Source organism: Actinacidiphila oryziradicis (assembly GCF_005047355.1).
In the GTDB taxonomy this organism is placed as follows: domain Bacteria; phylum Actinomycetota; class Actinomycetes; order Streptomycetales; family Streptomycetaceae; genus Actinacidiphila; species Actinacidiphila oryziradicis.
On record NZ_SUMC01000095.1, the window covers coordinates 1 to 16,577 of the forward strand.

Here is a 16,577-nt window from a genome sequence, read left to right on the forward strand (position 1 = left end):
TCTTGCGCTGCCGGGAGTTGTTGGTCCTGAGCGGGCCGACCATGGTGACGCGGTGGGTGCGGGCGGCGGTGTCATGGAGTGCAACGGAGGTGTAGCCGGTGTCGACGAGGTGCTCGGTGGGCAGCAGGCGGCGGCGCCCCAGCCGGGTGTGGATGCCGGGCAGGGCCACGCTGTCGCCGGTGGGGACGGTGGTGGCCACGTCCGTGATGACGTTGATGCTGTCTTCGTCGCAGGTCTCGGTGGCATGAGCGAGATAGCCGACCCAGGTCCGGTGCCCGCGGCGCGTGTAGCGGGCCTCGAGGTCGTAGGGCGACCCCAGGCGCCGGCCGGTTGGCGGCAGACCGTCCTTCTCGGCCCGCGGACGCAGCCGGTCCCGGGCATCGATGAGGAAGTGCTGGACCATGATCTGACGCAGCGCCTCCGTCGCGGGCCCCGGCGCCGTGCCCGGGCGGTGGCCGCGGACGCGTTCGAGGAGGTCGGCGGCATCGTTGCCGGCCTGGTTGAGCCGGGCGGCCGGATGGCTGGGCTGGCTGACCAGGCGGACCTGCCGCCCGTAGCGCAGGGCCCAGTCCTCGTCCACCAGGCCGTCGAGGACCTCCGGGCAGGTGCGGGCACCTTCCTCCAGGGGCGGCGCGGACCGTCTCCAACATCAGCTCCAGCCGGGTCAGTTCGCGCACGGCGGCCCGCAGGTAGGTGGAGTCGGTACGCTGCCGCCCCCGCGCCTTGACCAGCCCCGCTTCCCTCAGCCGGGCCAGCGCAAGGTCCAGGAGGGCATCGGCGCGGTTGTCCTGGGCCAGCCGGTCGCGGAAGTCGGACAGCACGCTGTGGTGGAAGCCGGGATCGTCCAGGTCGAGCGCGAGGGCGTACTTGAAGTCGATCCGGCACCGCACCGCCTCGGCCGCCTGCCGGTCGGAGAGGTTCAGCAAGAACTGCAGCACGCTCACCGTGGCGAGCTGGGCCGGTGACAGGCGGGGCCGCCCGTCCCGTGGATACCAGGCGTCGAAGTCCTCGTCGTGCCACAGACCGTCCAGCCGGTCCCGCACCCACATCGCGGTCGTGCCCCGGGGATTGCTCGCCCGCGCCACCCGCGCTGTCGAGGACGGAACGTGCTCACCACAACGGGGACGGAGAGACACCGGCTCACCTCATGTTCGGCAGTCGACCTTCGGAACCAAGCCGAGCCTGCCCGACGCAGTCGACCTTCGGAACCAAGCCGAGCCTGCCCGACGACCACGCCCTTCCGCCCAGGAACCTCAAGATCCCCGACAGAGTCGCTCAGTCCTCCATGCGCTCGTGGTTGCGGGTGTCGGTCGTGTCCTTGCGGCGGATCGCGCGGACCCGCTCGACGTGCCGGAGCACCGCCTCGGCCCAGACTCGCACGAACAGCAGCGCCTGCTTACGCCTGCCCGAGGAGTGGGGCTGCACCCCGGGAGAACATGACCGGCCTGACGGACCCACAGGGCAGGGACGCGATGGACCGCATCATCAACGGCTGTCCTCGCGCCTGAGCGGTGAATATCTGAGCGTCAGGCTGCTGCGCGGCGGCGCAGCAGGTGGAGAGCGAGCAGCACGGCGCTGGCGGCGAGCGTCAGGTCGTATGCGCTGGTGATGAGTTGGTGCTGCCAGTAGTCTGCGGTGTCGATGCCGGTGAGCACGGTGTGGGAATAGCCGGTGAGTATGACGTCGGTGCCCTTGATGACGCTGTCGGGGTGGAAGACGCCGGGGAAGCGTTGTTGGACGACGGAACCTGTGATTTGGCTGGACCCGCCGAGCAGGAGGGTCCGTACCGGGTACCCGAGGCTGCAAAGAGCCGAGAACAGGCCGAGAAAGCTGAGGACGCGGGTCGGGCGGCCGCCGGGGACGACCGAGAACAGCACGCCCAGGGCCATGACCAGCAGGGCGCCGGTGACCAGGGAGGGGCCGGAGAGCCGGAGCAGCCAGGTGGACTGTGTGCCGTCGAGGATGATCTGGTGCTTCATCGCCCAGTGCAGCAGGGCAGAGGTGAGCGCGGCTAGGCTGCCGAAGCCGAGGACCACGATCGATGCGAACACGGCGAGCCTGGCCAGCAGCCACTGGGCGGGGGAGACGGCCTGCGTCCACAGCGTGACGTGCAGGCGCAGCCGTAGGTCGCGGCGCAGGCTGGCGGCACAGGTGATGAGCAGGGCGGCGTACAGCAGGAGGGTGGCGATGACGAAGCCCCAGAAGAGGTCGCCGTTGAAGTAGTCGACGTGGTACCAGTGCGCATACCAGTACATCGCCACGTTGCCGTAGTGGGCAAGGGTGAGCTGGGTGAGTCGGTACTCGCCGAAGCGGAACCAGAACAGGGCGGCGAGGCAGAGCAGCCACATGGCGCCCAGCACGGCGAGGCCGGGACGGTGCTGGCGCAGCGTCACGCGCAGTAGGCCGCGCGGGATAGTGGTGTCGGCCTGGGGGCGGTCGAGGGTGAGGGTCATGGCAGGGGCTGGCTTTCGAATGGGCCGGGTCAGGCGGCGGGGCTGAGGTACAGGGCGGGGGCGGTGGGGCTGCCGAGGTAGCCGAGGATGAGTTCGTCCAGGGTGGGGACGGTGCTGTGCCAGGTGGAGGGGATCGCGCCTTCGGGGCGCAGCAGGGCGGCGGTGCCGCGGCCCGAGCGTTGGTAGGTGACCAGGGTGTGCGGGGAAAGTTCGTGGACGCCGCCGGGGCCGGTGACGCTGAGGTGGGCTTCCAGCAGGTCGTCGATGGCGCCGGCGAGGCGCAGTCGGCCGCCGTCGAGCAGCAGCAGGTGGTCGCAGACGTCGGCGAGTTCGCCGGTGTGGTGCGAGGAGAGCAGCACGGTGGCGCCGTGCTCGGTGGCGTGACCGAGCAGGCTGCCGGTGAGCTCGTGGCGGGCGAGCGGGTCGAGGTCGGCCATCGGCTCGTCGAGCAGGATCAGGTCGGGGCGCTTGCCGAGGACGAGGGCGAGGGCGACGCGGGTGTGCTGGCCGCCGGAGAGTGCGCTGAGGCGGGTGCGGGGTGCCAGGCCGCCCTGCTTGACGATGCCCTCGGCGTACGCGGCGTCCCAGCGGCCGGGGTTGAGGTGGGCGCCGATGCGGAGCACGTCGCTGATGCGCCAGTTGGGGTCGAGCGGCTGGTCCTGCGCGAGGTAGCCGACGCGGGCGCGGGCGGCGCCGACCGGTTCGCCGAGCACGGTGAGGCTGCCGACGCTGGGGCGGTCGACGCCTGCGGCGAGCTCCAGCAGGGTGGACTTGCCTGCGCCGTTGCGGCCGACGAGGGCGCAGATGCTGCCCTTGGGCAGGGCGAAGTCGACAGAGTCGAGGGCGGCCGGGCCGCGGCGGTGGTGTCGGCGGGTGAGGCCGGTGGCCTGGAGGGCGGTCACTGCTGCTCCTTAGGGGGGAAATGCGTGTCGAGTACGGCGTTGAGCAGGGCCGAGGCGTCGTCGCGGCCGAGGCCGGTGGCGGCCGCGCGGCGGCCCCAGTCGTCGAGTTCGTCCTGCAGGGAACTGTCCACGGGGGTGTCGCCGAGGGTGCGGAGTACGAAGGTGCCCTGGCCGCGGCGGCCTTGTACGAGACCGGCCTGCTCGAGGAGCCGATAGGCCTTCTGGACGGTGTTGGGGTTGATGGTGGTGCTCTCCACCACCTCGCGGGTAGTGGGGAGCTGGTCGCCGACCTGGAGCAGGCCCAAGCGCAGGGCCTGTTCGGTCTGCTGGACGAGTTGCATGTATGTGGAGACGCCGCTGTGCCGGTCGATGCGATACGTGAGCCGCGGGTTCTCCATGACAAACCCCCTTTCACTAGCAAAGTAGTAAAAGAAGATTAAGGAGCTGCGGCGCGCTGAAGTCAACTGGATGTGACGGGAGTCACCCGGCCGTGAGCCCACCCAGCAGCCGGTCGGCGGCGGCCGCTTCCCGATCAAGTACTACCTGACAGCGACGCTCTTCATCGTCTTCGACATCGAGATCGTCGTCCTCTACCCGTGGGCCGTGACCTTCGACATCACCCCGACCAACCTGCGCCGCGCCTTCGACACCGGCCTGGACGCCGACACCCTGCTGGAGCGCCAGACCGCCGTCAGTGAACGCGGCACCGAACTCCCCCAGCCACTGGCCTACACCGTCAAAGACGTCGCCCGCACCCACGGGCGGGGTCCGCTCGGCCTGCCGCATCCGCCCTGGTCACCGACGCCCTGGCCAGGGCCGTGTCCACCCGCAAACCACAACCCATCAGGCAACCACGGTTCCGTAGCCTTGTGCCGTCGTAGGAAGGGCTCCGTGGCTGGGCCGAGGAATATTCCCGGGCAGGGTTGAAGGGCTGCTGACGGAGCGCGGATGTAACGCTTTCGGGCGCTGCGGCCAAGTAGAGGTGTAAGGCATCGCACCTTCGACCTGTCTTGAGGAGCCATCCGTGCCAACGGAGCATCCGCCAGCACCACCTGTGCGCGACCCGGCCGGGTTCGCCACGTTCTACGAGCAGCAGTTCGACGCTGTGCTCGGTTTCGTCACCAGGCGCGTCGATGACCCGCACCTGGCCGCCGACCTGACGGCGGACATCTTCGTGGCCGCCCTGGAGGGTGCGCACACCTATGACGCCCGGCGCGGTGCGCCGATCGCCTGGCTCTACGGCATATCCCGCAATGTCATCCACGCCCACTTCCAGGGCAGCGCCCGCGAGCAGCAGGCAGTCGCTCGGATATGCGGGCGGCGGCTGCTGGACGACCAGGACGTCAACGCCATCGAGGCACGGATCGACGCCGACCGCGCCGCCCGGCAGATGGCGACCGCCCACGCCGCACTGTCCGACCCGCTGCGCCAGGTGCTCGACCTGGTCGCCCTGGACGGGCTGACGATCCGCGAGGCAGCCCACGCGCTGGGCATCAGCTCGACCACCGCCCGCGTACGGCTACACCGCGCCCGCAAGCCCTGCGCACCACCGGCCAGCCACCTGCGAAAACCTTCTGGAGGCCGCCCAGTGAACGCTCCCCTGCACTTCAAGCAGCAGCTCGCGGACGAACTGAACGCCCACGCGACGTCCCTGTCGGCCCCCGCCGGCCACCGTGCTCTGCTCCGGCTCCGCGCGCCGCGCCGCCGGATGACCCTCACCATCGGCGCCGTCGCGACCGCCGCCGCAGTGGCGGTCGCCCTGCCGCTGGCGTCCGGGTCGCACAGCACGCAGCAGGCCGCACAGGCACCACACGGCACCGTGAACACCGGCCCCGGCACGTCGGCCACGCCCACGCCCACCTCGGGCAGTCTCAGCACCGGCCTGAACATCGTCAACGCCGACTACGCCGTGCAGTCCAAGCCGGGCGGCATGGTCGCCATACAGCTGTTCAACCCCAAGGGCGTCCCCGGACTGCAGGCCGCCCTGGACAAGGCCGGCATCCCCGCCGCAGTGCTGACGCCGACGGCGTCCTGCCACGCCACGATCCACAACGACGGCAGCGCGCGTGGCGACCTCAAGAAGGTGATGCCCCCCTCCGACACGCGCAGGGAGCCCGACGGGATCTACCACCTGATCAACCCCAGTGCCATCCCCGCCGGGGACTACCTGCTGTTCGTCGCGAGGTTCGAGCCCGGCCAGGTGCAGGGACTGGGCTTCACACTGGTGCGCCAGGTGCCCGCCTGCGTCCCGTCCGAATAGAGCCGACAGGGCCTCAGGGACACGCATTGAATCGGGATCTGGTACTGCGCTACTGGGAGGACCGGAGCGTGGAGGAGACGGCGGCTGCCCTGCGGCTGACGTCCACGGCGGTGCGCTCGCGCAGCAGCCGGGGCCAGTCCGTACAAGACGCTCGGGCGAACCTCCGGCTGGCCGACGTAGCCGTGCGGACAGGACACCCACTTCCAGGGCGGGGCGTGGGGGGCGCGGATGGACTCGCGGGCGCGGTCGGGGTCGTCGGCTGTGCAGCGGTGCTGGACGCGGCCGCGCAGTCCGCAGTCGGTGCACAGGCCGAAGGCGTCGCGGTAGGGGCCGCACCGTTCGGCCTTGATGGTGATGGCGCTCGTTGAAAACGGGCACTCCTTGCTCGGGGACAACCCCACAGTTGCTCGCTGGATCTCCCGGTCAACGTCAACTGCGGGCAGCGGTTCCCCGTGGGCTGAACATGTGACTTTCCGGCTAGGAAAGTGTGTGTCATGCTGGCAACCTCATCGTTCTGCTGCAGAGAAGGTCGTGCGGTCTCGTGTCTCTTGGTGATCAAAGCGGCGGTTCACAGCGCGCGGTGGTGTCCCCGGCGCAGGCGGCGGACACGCTGGCTCACGTGAAGTCGGTTCGGGCGGGGGTGCGGGGGCGGCGGGCTCCGGGTTGGTTCCCGATGATGGCGGGTCTGCTCGTCGGCCTGGACGTGGCGGCGCTTGCCGCCACGCAGGAGGTACCGCTGGCTGCACTGCCGGGAGCGATGCTCACCTGGTGCATCGCATGGTTGGCCCGCCGGATGAGCGTCCAGGTCACAGGGGTGAAGGACACACTGTCCAAACGCCTTCGCAACATACGGCTCGTGGGTGAGGCGGTGGGGCTCGGCGCGTTGAGCTTTGCCACCTGGGCAGTGTGCCGGCTCGTCAGCAGCGGTAACGCCACGTGCATCGTGGTCCCCGCCGTCGTTGGCTCCGCAGCGGCCTGGGGCCTCTTCGCGCGGCGCAACCGGTCACTGCCTCCCGGCGCTGGGGGAGCCCGTGCCCGCTGATCGGGGCCTGGTCGAGGCGGGCTTCAACGAACTCCTGCACCATCCGAGTCGGCTGGCTGTGTTGGCATTCCTCTCCGGTTGTATCGAGGCGGACTTCGCGCTCGTACGCGACCGATGCGAACTGTCCGACTCGGCGCTGAGCAAGATCGCCAGGACGCTCGAAGAAGCTGGCTACATCGACGTCCGCAAGGGTCGCCTCGGCCGCAGGGCCCGAACCTGGCTTGCGCTGACTCCTGTGGGCGGCGACGCGCTCGCTGCCCACCTCGACGCGCTCCAGGCAGCCGCGAGCGCGGCCAGCTCCTCCAGCAACTCGCTGGACAGACCGTTCTGTGACACCGGCATCGACTTCACGTCGGCACCCTCGACGCTCTCACCGGCCACAGCAAGCGACACACCGCCAGCAGCCTCGATCAGGTGATCAGTTGTCGTACTCATCAGGTGACTCCTTCGGGGAGATACACACCTAATTCATGACACTCCCGACGAGGGTGCTGTGTTGGCTCCTGAGACGACGACGGTGGCCCCGTCCGGGAAGTGTTCGGGGTGGGCGAGCAGCGTGGCGAGAGCGGTGGCTCCGCCGGGTTCGGCCACGATGCGCAGCCGCTGCCAGAGGAGTACGCGGGCGGCGGCGATGTCCTCGTCTGCGACGGTGAGGGTCTTCATGCCGAGCGAGAGGCCGACAGCGGTGGCTATGCGGCCCGCCCGGCGGGCACCCAAGCTGTCCAAGGCGATCCCGCCGACTTCCACGTCCACTGGTTTCCCTGCCTCCAGCGCTGCTGTGAGCGAGGGCGCTGAGGACGGTTCGGCTGCGGTCACGCGGTTGCGTCCGTCCAGCGCCAGGGCGACCCCTGCGTACAGGCCTCCTCCACCGCACCCGACCAGCACGGGCTGTCCCTCCGGTACCTGCTCGGCGAGCTCCAGGCCGAGCGTGCCCTGCCCTGCCACCGTCTGAGGGTCGTCGTAGGCGTCGATGTGGAAGGCGCCCTCGTGCCGGGCATGGTCCTGGCTGGCTGCCAGTGCGTCGGCGTAGAAGCCTTCGACGCGGCGCAGGCGTGCACCGAAAGATTCGATGACGTCGGTCTTGGCCTTGGGTGAGAAGTCGGGCACGAACACGGTGGCGGGCAGGCCCGCTTCGCGCGCCGCCCAGGCCACGGCGGCCCCGTGGTTGCCTCCCGACGCGCAGCAGACGCCGGCGGTCGGGGCGCTGCGTTCCGCGGCGCGCAGGAGGGCGAGCGCGTTGGATGCGCCGCGGACTTTGAAGGAGCCGGTGTGCTGGAGGAATTCCAGCTTCAAAATGACAGGGACGGGCACGTCCAATTCCCCGGCCGCCACCTGTATCACGGGTGTGCGGCGCACTACGTTGCGGATCCGTCTGGCTGCAGACGCGATGTCGTTCAAAGAGGGGATGTTGACGGGCTGTGCATTCATGGGCGGTGTCCAAGGGAGCCGGGATACCTCTGAGCGAGGATGGGCATATCGGTCGTGTCGTCAGGCGTGGCACGCGACGAGGTGAACGTGGTGGGCAGGTCGGCCGAGGGGGATGCGCTCAGACTGTCGTTGGTCTGTACGGCGCGGCGGACTGTGGTGTCCACGTGGAGGCGGAAGATGTCGGGCCGCGCGTAGTGGCCGACGGGGTCGAAGTCGTAGCGAGCGCGTGGGATCAGTGCCATGTCGAGGTCCGCGGTCAGTAGGGCCTCCTGATCCAGGACGGGCCCGGCCAGCACTTCGCCTAGCGGGCCGATGATGCTGCTGCCACCCCGGGAGATGAGTTGCTCTGGGTCGTCGCCGTACGGCGTGGGGTGGTCCAGGGGGAAGTCCCCCGTGCGCAGGCATTGGTTCGCCGCCAGCACGAAGCATCTGCCTTCCATGGCGATATGGCGCATGGTCGCGTGGTGGCTTTCCCTGCTGTCCGCTGTCGGCGCACAGTACAGTTCAATGCCTTGCGCATACATGGCCATCCGCGTCGCGGGCATGAGGTTTTCCCAGCAGATCACGGCCCCGAGTCGGCCGAGCTTCGTAGGGTGCACCTCAAGGGTTGAGCCGTCGCCGAACCCCCAGATCATCCGCTCGGCGCCGGTAGGCATGAGCTTGCGCCGCTTCCCGAGGAAGGCTCCTGTGTCGGAGAAGAACAGGACCGTGCAGTAGAGCGTGCCGTATTCCCGTTCGACGACGCCGATGACCAGGTGTGTGCGGGCATCGGCCGCCAGTTCGCTCAGGCGGTCCGTGACAGGGCCGGGCACCTCCACGGCGCCGTTCCAATACCGGGCGAACTCGTCTCGTCCGGCAGTGGTTCGGTCGCCCACTACCCCCCCAAACGCCGATCCCTTGGGGTACCCGCCGATGAATGCCTCAGGGAACACCACGAGATCCAGGTTCCGCTCGGCTGCCTCGGACAGCCACCGTTCCACAACACGCAACGTGGCCACCGGATCGAACGGAACCGGGGCGGCCTGCACTACGCCTGCCCGAACGACTCTCGCCTGGCCGGGACCTATGTCCGGGCTGTTGTACGTGCTGTCGTCACTGGTCATGCCTATACGCTGCACTGCTTCCACCCTGAAGCCAAGGGCGAGGTTCTTCAACAATCCTGAAGCATCACTACACTGAGAGGATGAATGAGCGGCAGTTGCAGATCTTGCGGGAGCTCGGCGAGCTGGGAAGCGTCACCGCGACCGCCGAGGCGCTGTTGATGACTCCCTCGGCAATCTCCCAACAGCTACGGCTGCTGCAACGCTCGATCCCGGTCCCACTCACCGAACGTGACGGACGGCGGTTGGTGCTCACCGATGCCGGACAAGCCCTGGCCAGTGCGGCGATCGAGGTGGAGACCGCGCTGGCCAGGGCACGGCACACCATTGAGGAGTTCGTCGACCAGCCGGACGCAGATGTGTCGGTAACGGCTTTCCACAGCGCGGCCGCCTCATTCTTCCCACTGCTGCTTGCCCAGGCCGGCCCTGGACGCCCGCAGATCTCGTTCGCCGACGAGGACGTCGCGCAAGACCATTTCCCGCGACTGACCCGGGACTACGACCTCGTACTCGCCCACCGTCTCGACCAAGCGCCGCGGTGGCCGACTACGGTCACCGCCAGCACGCTGCTGCGTGAACCGCTCGACATCGCCCTGCCGACCGACCACCCCTTGGCCGCCCAACGACGCCTCACCCCGCGAGACGTCGCGGATCAACCCTGGATCACCGTTAACGACGGCTTCCCGCTGATGGCCACCATCGACGCCATCGCGACCGCCGCGAACCGACGGCTCAACATCGTCCATCGCATCAACGAATTCGCGGTGGTCGCCGAAGCCGTAGCCGCCGGAGGCGGCCTGGCCCTGATGCCCCGCTGGACCACACGCCCGCACCCCGCACTGATCCTCAGACCGCTCAGCGGCGTGTATACCCGACGCCATATCGATGTGCTCCACCGCCCCGAACGTGCCGCACGGCGAGCCGTACGGATGGTGCTCACTGAACTGCACCGTGCAGCCGCAACGATCCAGAGCCGAGACGTCGGCGCGGGTTCCGACGCGAAAGAAACACCCGCTGACGAAGCCTGAAGCGGCGAGTTGCCATCGGAGATCCGGTCTCGAACGGCTGCGCACGTCACAGGCCCGTCCGAGCGCCCTGTCAGGCCAGTGAGGTGAAGGGCGGTCCGCTGTCGACGTCCGCCGATGTCACACCGGCGCAGAGGCGACCACGTCCTGCGCATGGCGAGGGCCGGGCACCGTTACCGCGACGGCCAGATCCAGGTCCAGACGACTGTTCATATCCAGCTCGAACCGGCCGTATAGGTTCTTATCTGGACACTCGCGGGTGATGTTCGGCTTATAGGCGTACCGCTCCTTGCCGCAGCTCGTTGAGCGGTGCCGTGGACTGCGAACTGCGTGTGGTGAAGGAACGCGACGGCGGCGTCGTCCGTCGCGTCCGGTTGATCGACGCTTCCGGTTCCGAGGTCGGCCCGGTCTGCCGGTTTCTGGGGCATCTCAGTGATCGGGGGCTGTCACCAAACACTTGGTGCGCTTACGCCTACGACCTGAAGTACCTGTTCACGTTCCTGGCTCGGGAGGGTCTGGAATGGCGGGAGTCCCGGGCGCCGGATGCGTTGCGGCTGCTGGGGTTCCTGCGCCGTCAGCCGAGCCGCCGGCCAGCGCAGCGTCTCGGGTTGACGGTTGTGGTCGGCGGAGCGGGCCTGCCTGGCAGTCTGCTGTCGCCGTCGACGGTAAACCGCATCCTGGCCGCGGTGTCGAGCTTCTATGACTGGGCCATGGTCGCCGAGGAGTACGAAGGCGAGGACTCGCCGATGCAGATGCACCCGGACCCGGCTCTCGCGAGGGTGCCGGGCCGTCATCAGCCGTTCATGGGTAAGGCCAGCCGCCAGCAGCCGGTGCGGCGCACGGTCACGGTGAAGCAGCCGCGGCGTCTGCCGCGTCCGTTGAACGAGGCGGTGTTGGAGAGCTTCATCACGAGCTTGACCAAGCTGCGTGACCTGGCGATGTTCCTGCTGATGCTGGACGGCGGACTGCGGCCGGGCGAGGTGCTGTCCCTTCATCTGGCCGACCTCTCCTATGGGCGGCGACGGGTGACGATCGGCAAGCGTGACGACCATCCCGGCGGAGCGCGCGGGAAGTCGCGCTCTGAGCGGGTCGTTGACCTGCACGACCCGCGCACACTGGACGCGGTCAGCCGCTACGTCATGCACGAGCGCCCTCTGGAGTCCGCCAGCCCGTTCGTGTTCCTCGTCGGCGGCAACGGATCCCGGCGACTGGAGCCGCTGAGCTACGACGCACTCGTCCGGTTGTTCTCCCGCCGGATGGCGAAGCTCGGCGCGCGCACGCCAGAGACCACTCCGCACGCTTTGCGGCACACCCACGCCACAGCGATGTGGGAGGGCGGGATGCGCGAGCTGTCGCTGCAGAAACGACTCGGACACGCTTCGCCGGAATCGACGAAGATCTACACCCGGGTTTCCGATGAGGCGGTACTGGCCGACTACACCCGGGCATTGGAGAACAAGCGGTGAAAGCCTTGGCCGCGGTCCCGGACCTACCGGACCGGCGGCGCCACGCCCCGCGGGAAAAATACACCGCGTGGGTCCGCGCCACCTTCGCCAGCGCGCGAGGGACGATCAGCTCCCGGCTGTTCTTCTACAACAGGTTCGTCCAGCACTGGCCTGACCTGGAGGACTGGTTCGCCGCTCCGCTGCTGGACCGACTGGACCTGCACGCCGATGCGCCTGCGGGCTCCGGCAAGCACCTGGGCATTTCCCACGAAGCAGGCTCCTACCTGGCCTACCTCTCACTGATCCACCGCATCCCGATGGACGCCGACTGGGTGCTGGCCCGGAACTTCGACGTTCAACCCCCGCGTCGCCCCGACGCTCGGGATGGACCTGGACCTGGTCGACGCGCTGGAGGAACGCCAGCGGCAACTCGGCTACCGCAGCGGCCGGTCCCTGCTGACCTGGGGAATTGCCCGCCTCGTCCTCTGGAAGGGCGATCCGGACATCACCGCCATCACCTACACCGACCTTGCCACGTTCGGCGAAGAGATCCACCGCTGGTGCGCGATGCCGGAAGCACGGACCATCCGAGCCGCCCACGTCCACCGCAACCGCCGCGACAGCGACCCGGCCACGCTCACCGCCGAGTTCGAAAAGGCATGCCTGAGCCGGCTGCACGGACTGCACGTGCTGCTGTTCAACACCGGGCAGGTCAAAGAACCACCGTTCCACGGGCTGAAGACGTGCGAGCTATGGCGCGAAGAACTCACCTCCCCAGGCACCCCGCCCGCGATCGCAGCACCAGTCAACCGGTGGCTGTCCGGACGGCTGCAGACCACCGACCGGGCCGAATCCGTGCGCAACTGCCGGGACGCCTTCCGCTACTTCCTTCGTTGGCTCGCCCAGGAAGTTCCCGATCTGACGAGCCTCGCGGAGCTGACCCGGGCTCACTTCGAGGGCTTCCTGACCCACCAGCACGAGCGGATCAACCCGCGCAACGGCCGGCCGCTGTCGGCCCGCACCCGTTACACCTACATCAGCCCGCTGCTGCAGTTCTTCCGTGAGACCAGCCAGTGGGGCTGGACGGACGTCCCGGCCAGGCCGTTACTGGGGCGTTCCGACCTGCCGAAGTTGCCGTCAAGGCTGCCCCGGTTCATCCCCCGCGACCAGCTGGACCGTCTCATGCAAGCTGTCGGGGACCTGGAGGACCCCACCAGAGAACAGCGCTGTTGCTCTTACGGTGGAGCGGTGCCCGCCGCGGCGAAATCGCCCGCCTGCCCGTCGACTGCCTCGATGCCTATCCCGACGGCTATCCCCGGCTACGGATCCCGGTCGGCAAGACCTACACCGAACGCATGATCCCGCTGCACCCGCAGGCCGCCGACGCACTGCGGAGCCTGATCGAGACCGCCAAGACCGGCAACGCCGCCGCCCGCCACGACCCGTGGGCCCAGCGGCCGGTCCGCTACGTGTTCATGCGCCGAGGCGAGCCGATGGGCAGGTTCTTCCTCTTCGACGACGCCCTGGAGATCGCCTGCCGCAAGGCCGGGCTCCTCGACGGCGACGGCAACCACACCGTCACCGCCCACAGGTTCCGGCATTCCGTCGGCACCCAGCTCGCCGAGGGCGGCGCCCAGATCCAGACCATCATGGCCATCCTGGGCCACCGCAGCGCGCAGATGTCAGCGACCTACTCCCACATCAGCGACCCCGTGCTCAAAGAGCAGTACGAAAAGGTCATCGCCGCCGGCGGACGCATCGCCGGCCCGGCCGCCGAGGCACTCCTGGCCAACCAGCTCGGCGAGGAAACCGTCCACTGGCTGAAGACCAACTTCTTCAAGACCGAACTCGAACTCGGCCACTGCCTGCGCACCCCGGCCGAAGGGCCTTGCGAATGTGACCTCTACCTGCGGTGCTCGAAGTTCTTCACCACCAGCGAGTACGTACCGCGACTGCGGGAGCGGCTGGTCCGCGAGCGCGAGCTGGTCCAGGACGCGGTCGAACGCGGCTGGCCTCGTGAGGTCGAACGGCACACCGCGATCTCCGGCCGGATCTGCGAGCTCCTCGCGGAACTCGGTGACTCCACTGCCTCAGACGCGCTTGGGGATGCGTGATCTCCTCTTCGGGCCGGTTCATTGACGTCCCGTCGCGACGCGGTCAGGAGCCCACGGGGGTGCCGTCGGGCTTCCGCCCGAAGGCCGAAGCGAGGACGGCGGGGAGGTCGGCCGCTGGGACCGCGGTGCGCACCTCCGCCAGGACACGGGGGAAGTCGTCCTCATCGATGTCACCCAGGTACTCCTGGCGCAGCCGGTGGATGACCTCGACAAGCTCTGGCCGCAGCCGCATCCAGGCGCGGGACGTGCGGATCTCCTCCTCGACCTGATCCATGAACCAGCGCATGACCACGTACGGGATATCCAGGTGCCCGCTCTGGGGATCGAAGCACAGCGTCGGCTCCCGCACCGGGTCCTCGTCGGGGACGACGGCGGTCATAAGAGCTCGTTGATTGGCGACCAGGTGCAGTTCCAGATACCAGGCGTCGTCCGGGACCGAGTACATCACGGTGATCGCGTAGTCGCCGTCGGGGTGCGGGAAGGACATGGCCGCATGCTGCCACAGCCGTTCGGCGGCGGTTCGCCAATATCAGTTCTGCAACATGTCCAGATAAGGGTTGACGTGGGTCCAGAACAGCGGGGACAGTGCCCGCCGGTCCGCATCGGTGAGCTTCTCTGCCCACTTGGGATCAGCGAGGACCTGCTGCACCAGCAGCGTGTTGACATGGACCAGGGCGGACTGGAGCAGATGCAAGGCCAGCATGGACACTTCCTGAGACTCCTTGTCCTGTCCGACCAGGTCGCCGTCCTTGCCGTAGAAGAGGTCCTTGTTCGCTGAGTTCCAGTTCTCCACGACCTGCAAGCCCTCGTGGATCTCCTGGCGCATCTCGACGTCAGCGAGGTAGTCGCAGATGAACGATGTACGCACCGCCCGCCCGAGTTCCTCGATCGCTTGGTAGGTGGGGTGCTTGGGGCCGCCGCGGGTGAAGCGACGCAGGACCTGCTCGGCCTCGGCGGTGCCCAGGCGCAGGGCGGTGACTCTGTCGGGGATCTTGAGATTCTTCGGTGCGAGGGCTTGGTCAGACGGCATGCTCGGGACGGTTCGAGGTCCAGTACGTAGCGAGGTGCTCTGTGTCCGTCCGTCCCCGTTCTGGTGAGCAGGTTCCGTCCCTGACCGTGCAGGTCGCACGAGCGAGCAATCCAGGTGGCACGACGGCGATGTGGGTGCGTGACCGGCTCGACGGGCTGTGGCGGGACGAGGACTTCCAGGCCTGGTACCCGCGCGATGGCCGGCCCGGGTTATCACCCGCCCAGTTGGCCACCGTCAGCGTGCTGCAGTTCCTGTACAACCTCTCGGACCGGCAGGCTGCCGAGGCCGTGCGCTGCCGGATCGACTTCAAGTACGCCCTCGCGCTGCCCCTCGATGATCCCGGCTTCCACCACAGCGTGCTGTCCGACTTCCGCGACCGGCTCGCCGAAGGCAGCCGCGCCGACCTCCTGCTGGACCTCGCGCTGGAACGCCTGCGGGAGGCCGGACTGATCAAGGAACGGGGGCGCCAGCGCACCGATTCCACCCACATCCTGGCAGCCGTGCGGGACCTTACCCGCCTGGAGCTGGTGACCGAGGCCATGCGCGCGGCCCTGGAGGAGCTCGCCCGCACCGCACCGCAGGAACTCACCGCACTGGTCACCGAGGAATGGGGCAAGCGCTACGGCCGCCCGGTGCGACTGGGCAAGAACCCGACGCACCCCAAGACCCGAATCAACAACACCGGAGCCGACGCGCACCTGCTGCTGACGCACCTTCACCAGCGCCAGCCCGCCTTCCGCACCGGGCCACAGGTCCAGGCCCTACGGGAGGTCTTCGCGCAGAACTACCTGATCGACGAGCGCGGCAGGATCCGCTGGCGCACCCCCGAGGACGGCGGCCTGCCGCCCTCCGCGACCGCGGTCGTCTCGCCCTACGACCCTCAGGCCCGCTACAGCCGACGCGGGTACGCGACCCGCTGGACCGGGTACCTGACGCACATTACCGAGACCTGCGACGACGACGGCATCAACGTGGTCACCGATGTGGCGACCACCGAGGCCACGGTCTCCGACGCCCGTGCCCTGCCCGGGATCCACCGCCGGCTGACACGCCGCCGCCTGCTGCCTGCCGAGCACCTGATCGGCAGCGGCTACACCACACTCGTCCACCAGGAACACGCCGCGCGTGAGCACCAGGTCGACCTGGTCGGACCGGCCCGCGCCAACCCCACCCGCCAGCACCGCGACCAGGAAGGCTTCGGCCGGGACGACTTCCTCATCGACTTCGAGCAACGACAGGTGACCTGTCCGCAGGGCCAGACCAGCCGTGCCTGGTACGGCCCGTATCCGACGTCCTCACCCCAAGCGGCACCGCTCATCGTGGTCAAGTTCGCCAAGAGCCAGTGCGGACCGTGCCCGGCCCGAACGCGGTGTACCAGCTCCCGCGCCGCGTCCCGCAGCGTGGGCTTCCCCTCGAAGAACCTGCTCGACCTGCAGAGGCGTACCCGCGCCGAGCAGGACGACCCCGACCGCCGCCAGATCTACGCCGTCAGATCCGGCATCGAGGGCACGATCAACGAGTTCGCCCACGGCCACCAGATGCGACGATGCCGCTACCGCGGCCTGGGCAAGACCCACGTCCAGCACGTCCTCACCGCCATCGCCGTCAACGTCGGACGACTCTGCGACCAGCTCCCGCCGAACGAACCGCGCCCTCCCCGGCCGCCGACCGCATTCCAGGCGCATCTGGACCAGCAGGGGATACCCCGACCTCGGTCCTGGCGATTCGTCGGCGGATGAGGCCGAACTCCTCAAGATCCCCGACAGAGTCACCCCACC

At 68.6% G+C, this 16,577-nt stretch carries 15 protein-coding genes and 4 pseudogenes; 9 read left to right on the forward strand and 10 right to left on the reverse strand.

Features of this window, described 5'->3' with window-relative positions:
- The 6 genes and pseudogenes from FCI23_RS61185 to FCI23_RS44260 all read right to left on the reverse strand — a co-directional run.
- Positions 1-580: pseudogene (locus tag FCI23_RS61185) on the reverse strand (IS1182 family transposase); the annotation flags it as partial.
- Between the two features lie 244 nt (positions 581-824).
- Positions 825-1,049: pseudogene (locus FCI23_RS61190) on the reverse strand (transposase); the annotation flags it as partial.
- Positions 1,050-1,275: 226 nt separating this feature from the next.
- Entirely contained in the window at positions 1,276-1,425 is a 150-nt protein-coding gene (locus tag FCI23_RS57385) for a hypothetical protein (RefSeq protein ID WP_169317245.1), read from the reverse strand.
- A 101-nt stretch (positions 1,426-1,526) separates the two neighbouring features.
- The gene (locus tag FCI23_RS44250) at positions 1,527-2,453 is read right to left on the reverse strand and encodes a hypothetical protein (protein ID WP_136729701.1); all 927 of its coding nucleotides are present in this window, start codon (positions 2,451-2,453) and stop codon (positions 1,527-1,529) included.
- A 29-nt stretch (positions 2,454-2,482) separates the two neighbouring features.
- Positions 2,483-3,355 (reverse strand): ATP-binding cassette domain-containing protein, encoded by an 873-nt coding sequence (locus FCI23_RS44255; protein WP_136729702.1) that lies wholly within the window; start codon positions 3,353-3,355, stop codon positions 2,483-2,485.
- Positions 3,352-3,753: a GntR family transcriptional regulator gene (locus FCI23_RS44260; protein ID WP_136729703.1), complete on the reverse strand. Its 402-nt coding sequence runs from the start codon at positions 3,751-3,753 to the stop codon at positions 3,352-3,354. The genes FCI23_RS44255 and FCI23_RS44260 overlap by 4 nt, the downstream gene beginning before the upstream one ends.
- Positions 3,754-3,841: 88 nt before the next feature.
- Here FCI23_RS44260 and ndhC point away from each other — a divergent pair.
- From ndhC to FCI23_RS44285, 5 genes and pseudogenes are all read left to right on the forward strand, one after another.
- Positions 3,842-3,970 (forward strand): annotated as a pseudogene (gene ndhC, locus FCI23_RS58790) (NADH-quinone oxidoreductase subunit A); the annotation flags it as partial.
- 45 nt (positions 3,971-4,015) lie between these two features.
- Positions 4,016-4,282, forward strand: a pseudogene (locus FCI23_RS61195) (hypothetical protein); the annotation flags it as partial.
- 97 nt (positions 4,283-4,379) lie between these two features.
- Complete coding sequence (locus FCI23_RS44270) at positions 4,380-5,615, forward strand: RNA polymerase sigma factor (protein WP_246144649.1); 1,236 nt, start codon at positions 4,380-4,382, stop codon at positions 5,613-5,615.
- Positions 5,616-6,234: 619 nt separating this feature from the next.
- Complete coding sequence (locus tag FCI23_RS44280) at positions 6,235-6,657, forward strand: hypothetical protein (protein ID WP_136729704.1); 423 nt, start codon at positions 6,235-6,237, stop codon at positions 6,655-6,657.
- A complete protein-coding gene (locus FCI23_RS44285; RefSeq protein ID WP_322973992.1) occupies positions 6,647-7,075 on the forward strand; it encodes a transcriptional regulator in 429 nt (142 codons plus the stop codon). The genes FCI23_RS44280 and FCI23_RS44285 overlap by 11 nt, the downstream gene beginning before the upstream one ends.
- 50 nt (positions 7,076-7,125) lie before the next feature.
- On the opposite strand, the gene FCI23_RS44290 is transcribed toward FCI23_RS44285, so the two are convergent.
- Both FCI23_RS44290 and FCI23_RS44295 read right to left on the reverse strand, forming a co-directional pair.
- Positions 7,126-8,085, reverse strand: coding sequence for a serine/threonine dehydratase (locus FCI23_RS44290; protein ID WP_136729705.1), 960 nt, complete (start codon positions 8,083-8,085; stop codon positions 7,126-7,128).
- Positions 8,082-9,188, reverse strand: a complete 1,107-nt coding sequence (locus FCI23_RS44295; protein ID WP_246144650.1) for a carbon-nitrogen hydrolase family protein — start codon at positions 9,186-9,188, stop codon at positions 8,082-8,084. The genes FCI23_RS44290 and FCI23_RS44295 overlap by 4 nt, the downstream gene beginning before the upstream one ends.
- Before the next feature lie 80 nt (positions 9,189-9,268).
- Here FCI23_RS44295 and FCI23_RS44300 point away from each other — a divergent pair, with 80 nt between their 5' ends.
- The 3 genes from FCI23_RS44300 (at position 9,269) to FCI23_RS44315 (ending at position 13,769) form a co-directional block, all read left to right on the forward strand.
- Positions 9,269-10,213 (forward strand): LysR family transcriptional regulator, encoded by a 945-nt coding sequence (locus tag FCI23_RS44300; protein ID WP_136729706.1) that lies wholly within the window; start codon positions 9,269-9,271, stop codon positions 10,211-10,213.
- A 311-nt stretch (positions 10,214-10,524) separates the two neighbouring features.
- Positions 10,525-11,676, forward strand: coding sequence for a tyrosine-type recombinase/integrase (locus FCI23_RS44305; protein WP_246144651.1), 1,152 nt, complete (start codon positions 10,525-10,527; stop codon positions 11,674-11,676).
- Between the two features lie 1,052 nt (positions 11,677-12,728).
- Positions 12,729-13,769, forward strand: coding sequence for a tyrosine-type recombinase/integrase (locus FCI23_RS44315; protein ID WP_246144652.1), 1,041 nt, complete (start codon positions 12,729-12,731; stop codon positions 13,767-13,769).
- A 43-nt stretch (positions 13,770-13,812) separates the two neighbouring features.
- Here FCI23_RS44315 and FCI23_RS44320 read toward each other — a convergent pair whose 3' ends face one another.
- Together FCI23_RS44320 and FCI23_RS44325 are read right to left on the reverse strand one after the other, a co-directional pair.
- Positions 13,813-14,256, reverse strand: a complete 444-nt coding sequence (locus tag FCI23_RS44320) for a hypothetical protein (RefSeq protein WP_136729708.1) — start codon at positions 14,254-14,256, stop codon at positions 13,813-13,815.
- A gap of 42 nt (positions 14,257-14,298) precedes the next feature.
- Positions 14,299-14,799, reverse strand: a complete 501-nt coding sequence (locus tag FCI23_RS44325; RefSeq protein ID WP_246144653.1) for a transposase — start codon at positions 14,797-14,799, stop codon at positions 14,299-14,301.
- 86 nt (positions 14,800-14,885) lie between these two features.
- Between FCI23_RS44325 and FCI23_RS44330 the strand changes: the two genes are divergently transcribed.
- Entirely contained in the window at positions 14,886-16,538 is a 1,653-nt protein-coding gene (locus tag FCI23_RS44330) for an IS1182 family transposase (protein ID WP_265737823.1), read from the forward strand.
- The last annotated feature ends 39 nt before the right edge of the window (positions 16,539-16,577 follow it).

Bases quoted from the DNA above. Each gene is read 5' to 3' on its own strand.
- FCI23_RS44250 (WP_136729701.1), bottom strand. From the start codon at position 2,453: ATGACCCTCACCCTCGACCGCCCCCAGGCCGACACCACTATCCCGCGC.
- FCI23_RS44260 (WP_136729703.1), bottom strand. From the start codon at position 3,753: ATGGAGAACCCGCGGCTCACGTATCGCATCGACCGGCACAGCGGCGTC.
- FCI23_RS44290 (WP_136729705.1), bottom strand. From the start codon at position 8,085: ATGAATGCACAGCCCGTCAACATCCCCTCTTTGAACGACATCGCGTCT.
- FCI23_RS44295 (WP_246144650.1), bottom strand. From the start codon at position 9,188: ATGACCAGTGACGACAGCACGTACAACAGCCCGGACATAGGTCCCGGC.
- FCI23_RS44300 (WP_136729706.1), top strand. From the start codon at position 9,269: ATGAATGAGCGGCAGTTGCAGATCTTGCGGGAGCTCGGCGAGCTGGGA.
- FCI23_RS44320 (WP_136729708.1), bottom strand. From the start codon at position 14,256: ATGTCCTTCCCGCACCCCGACGGCGACTACGCGATCACCGTGATGTAC.
- FCI23_RS44325 (WP_246144653.1), bottom strand. From the start codon at position 14,799: ATGCCGTCTGACCAAGCCCTCGCACCGAAGAATCTCAAGATCCCCGAC.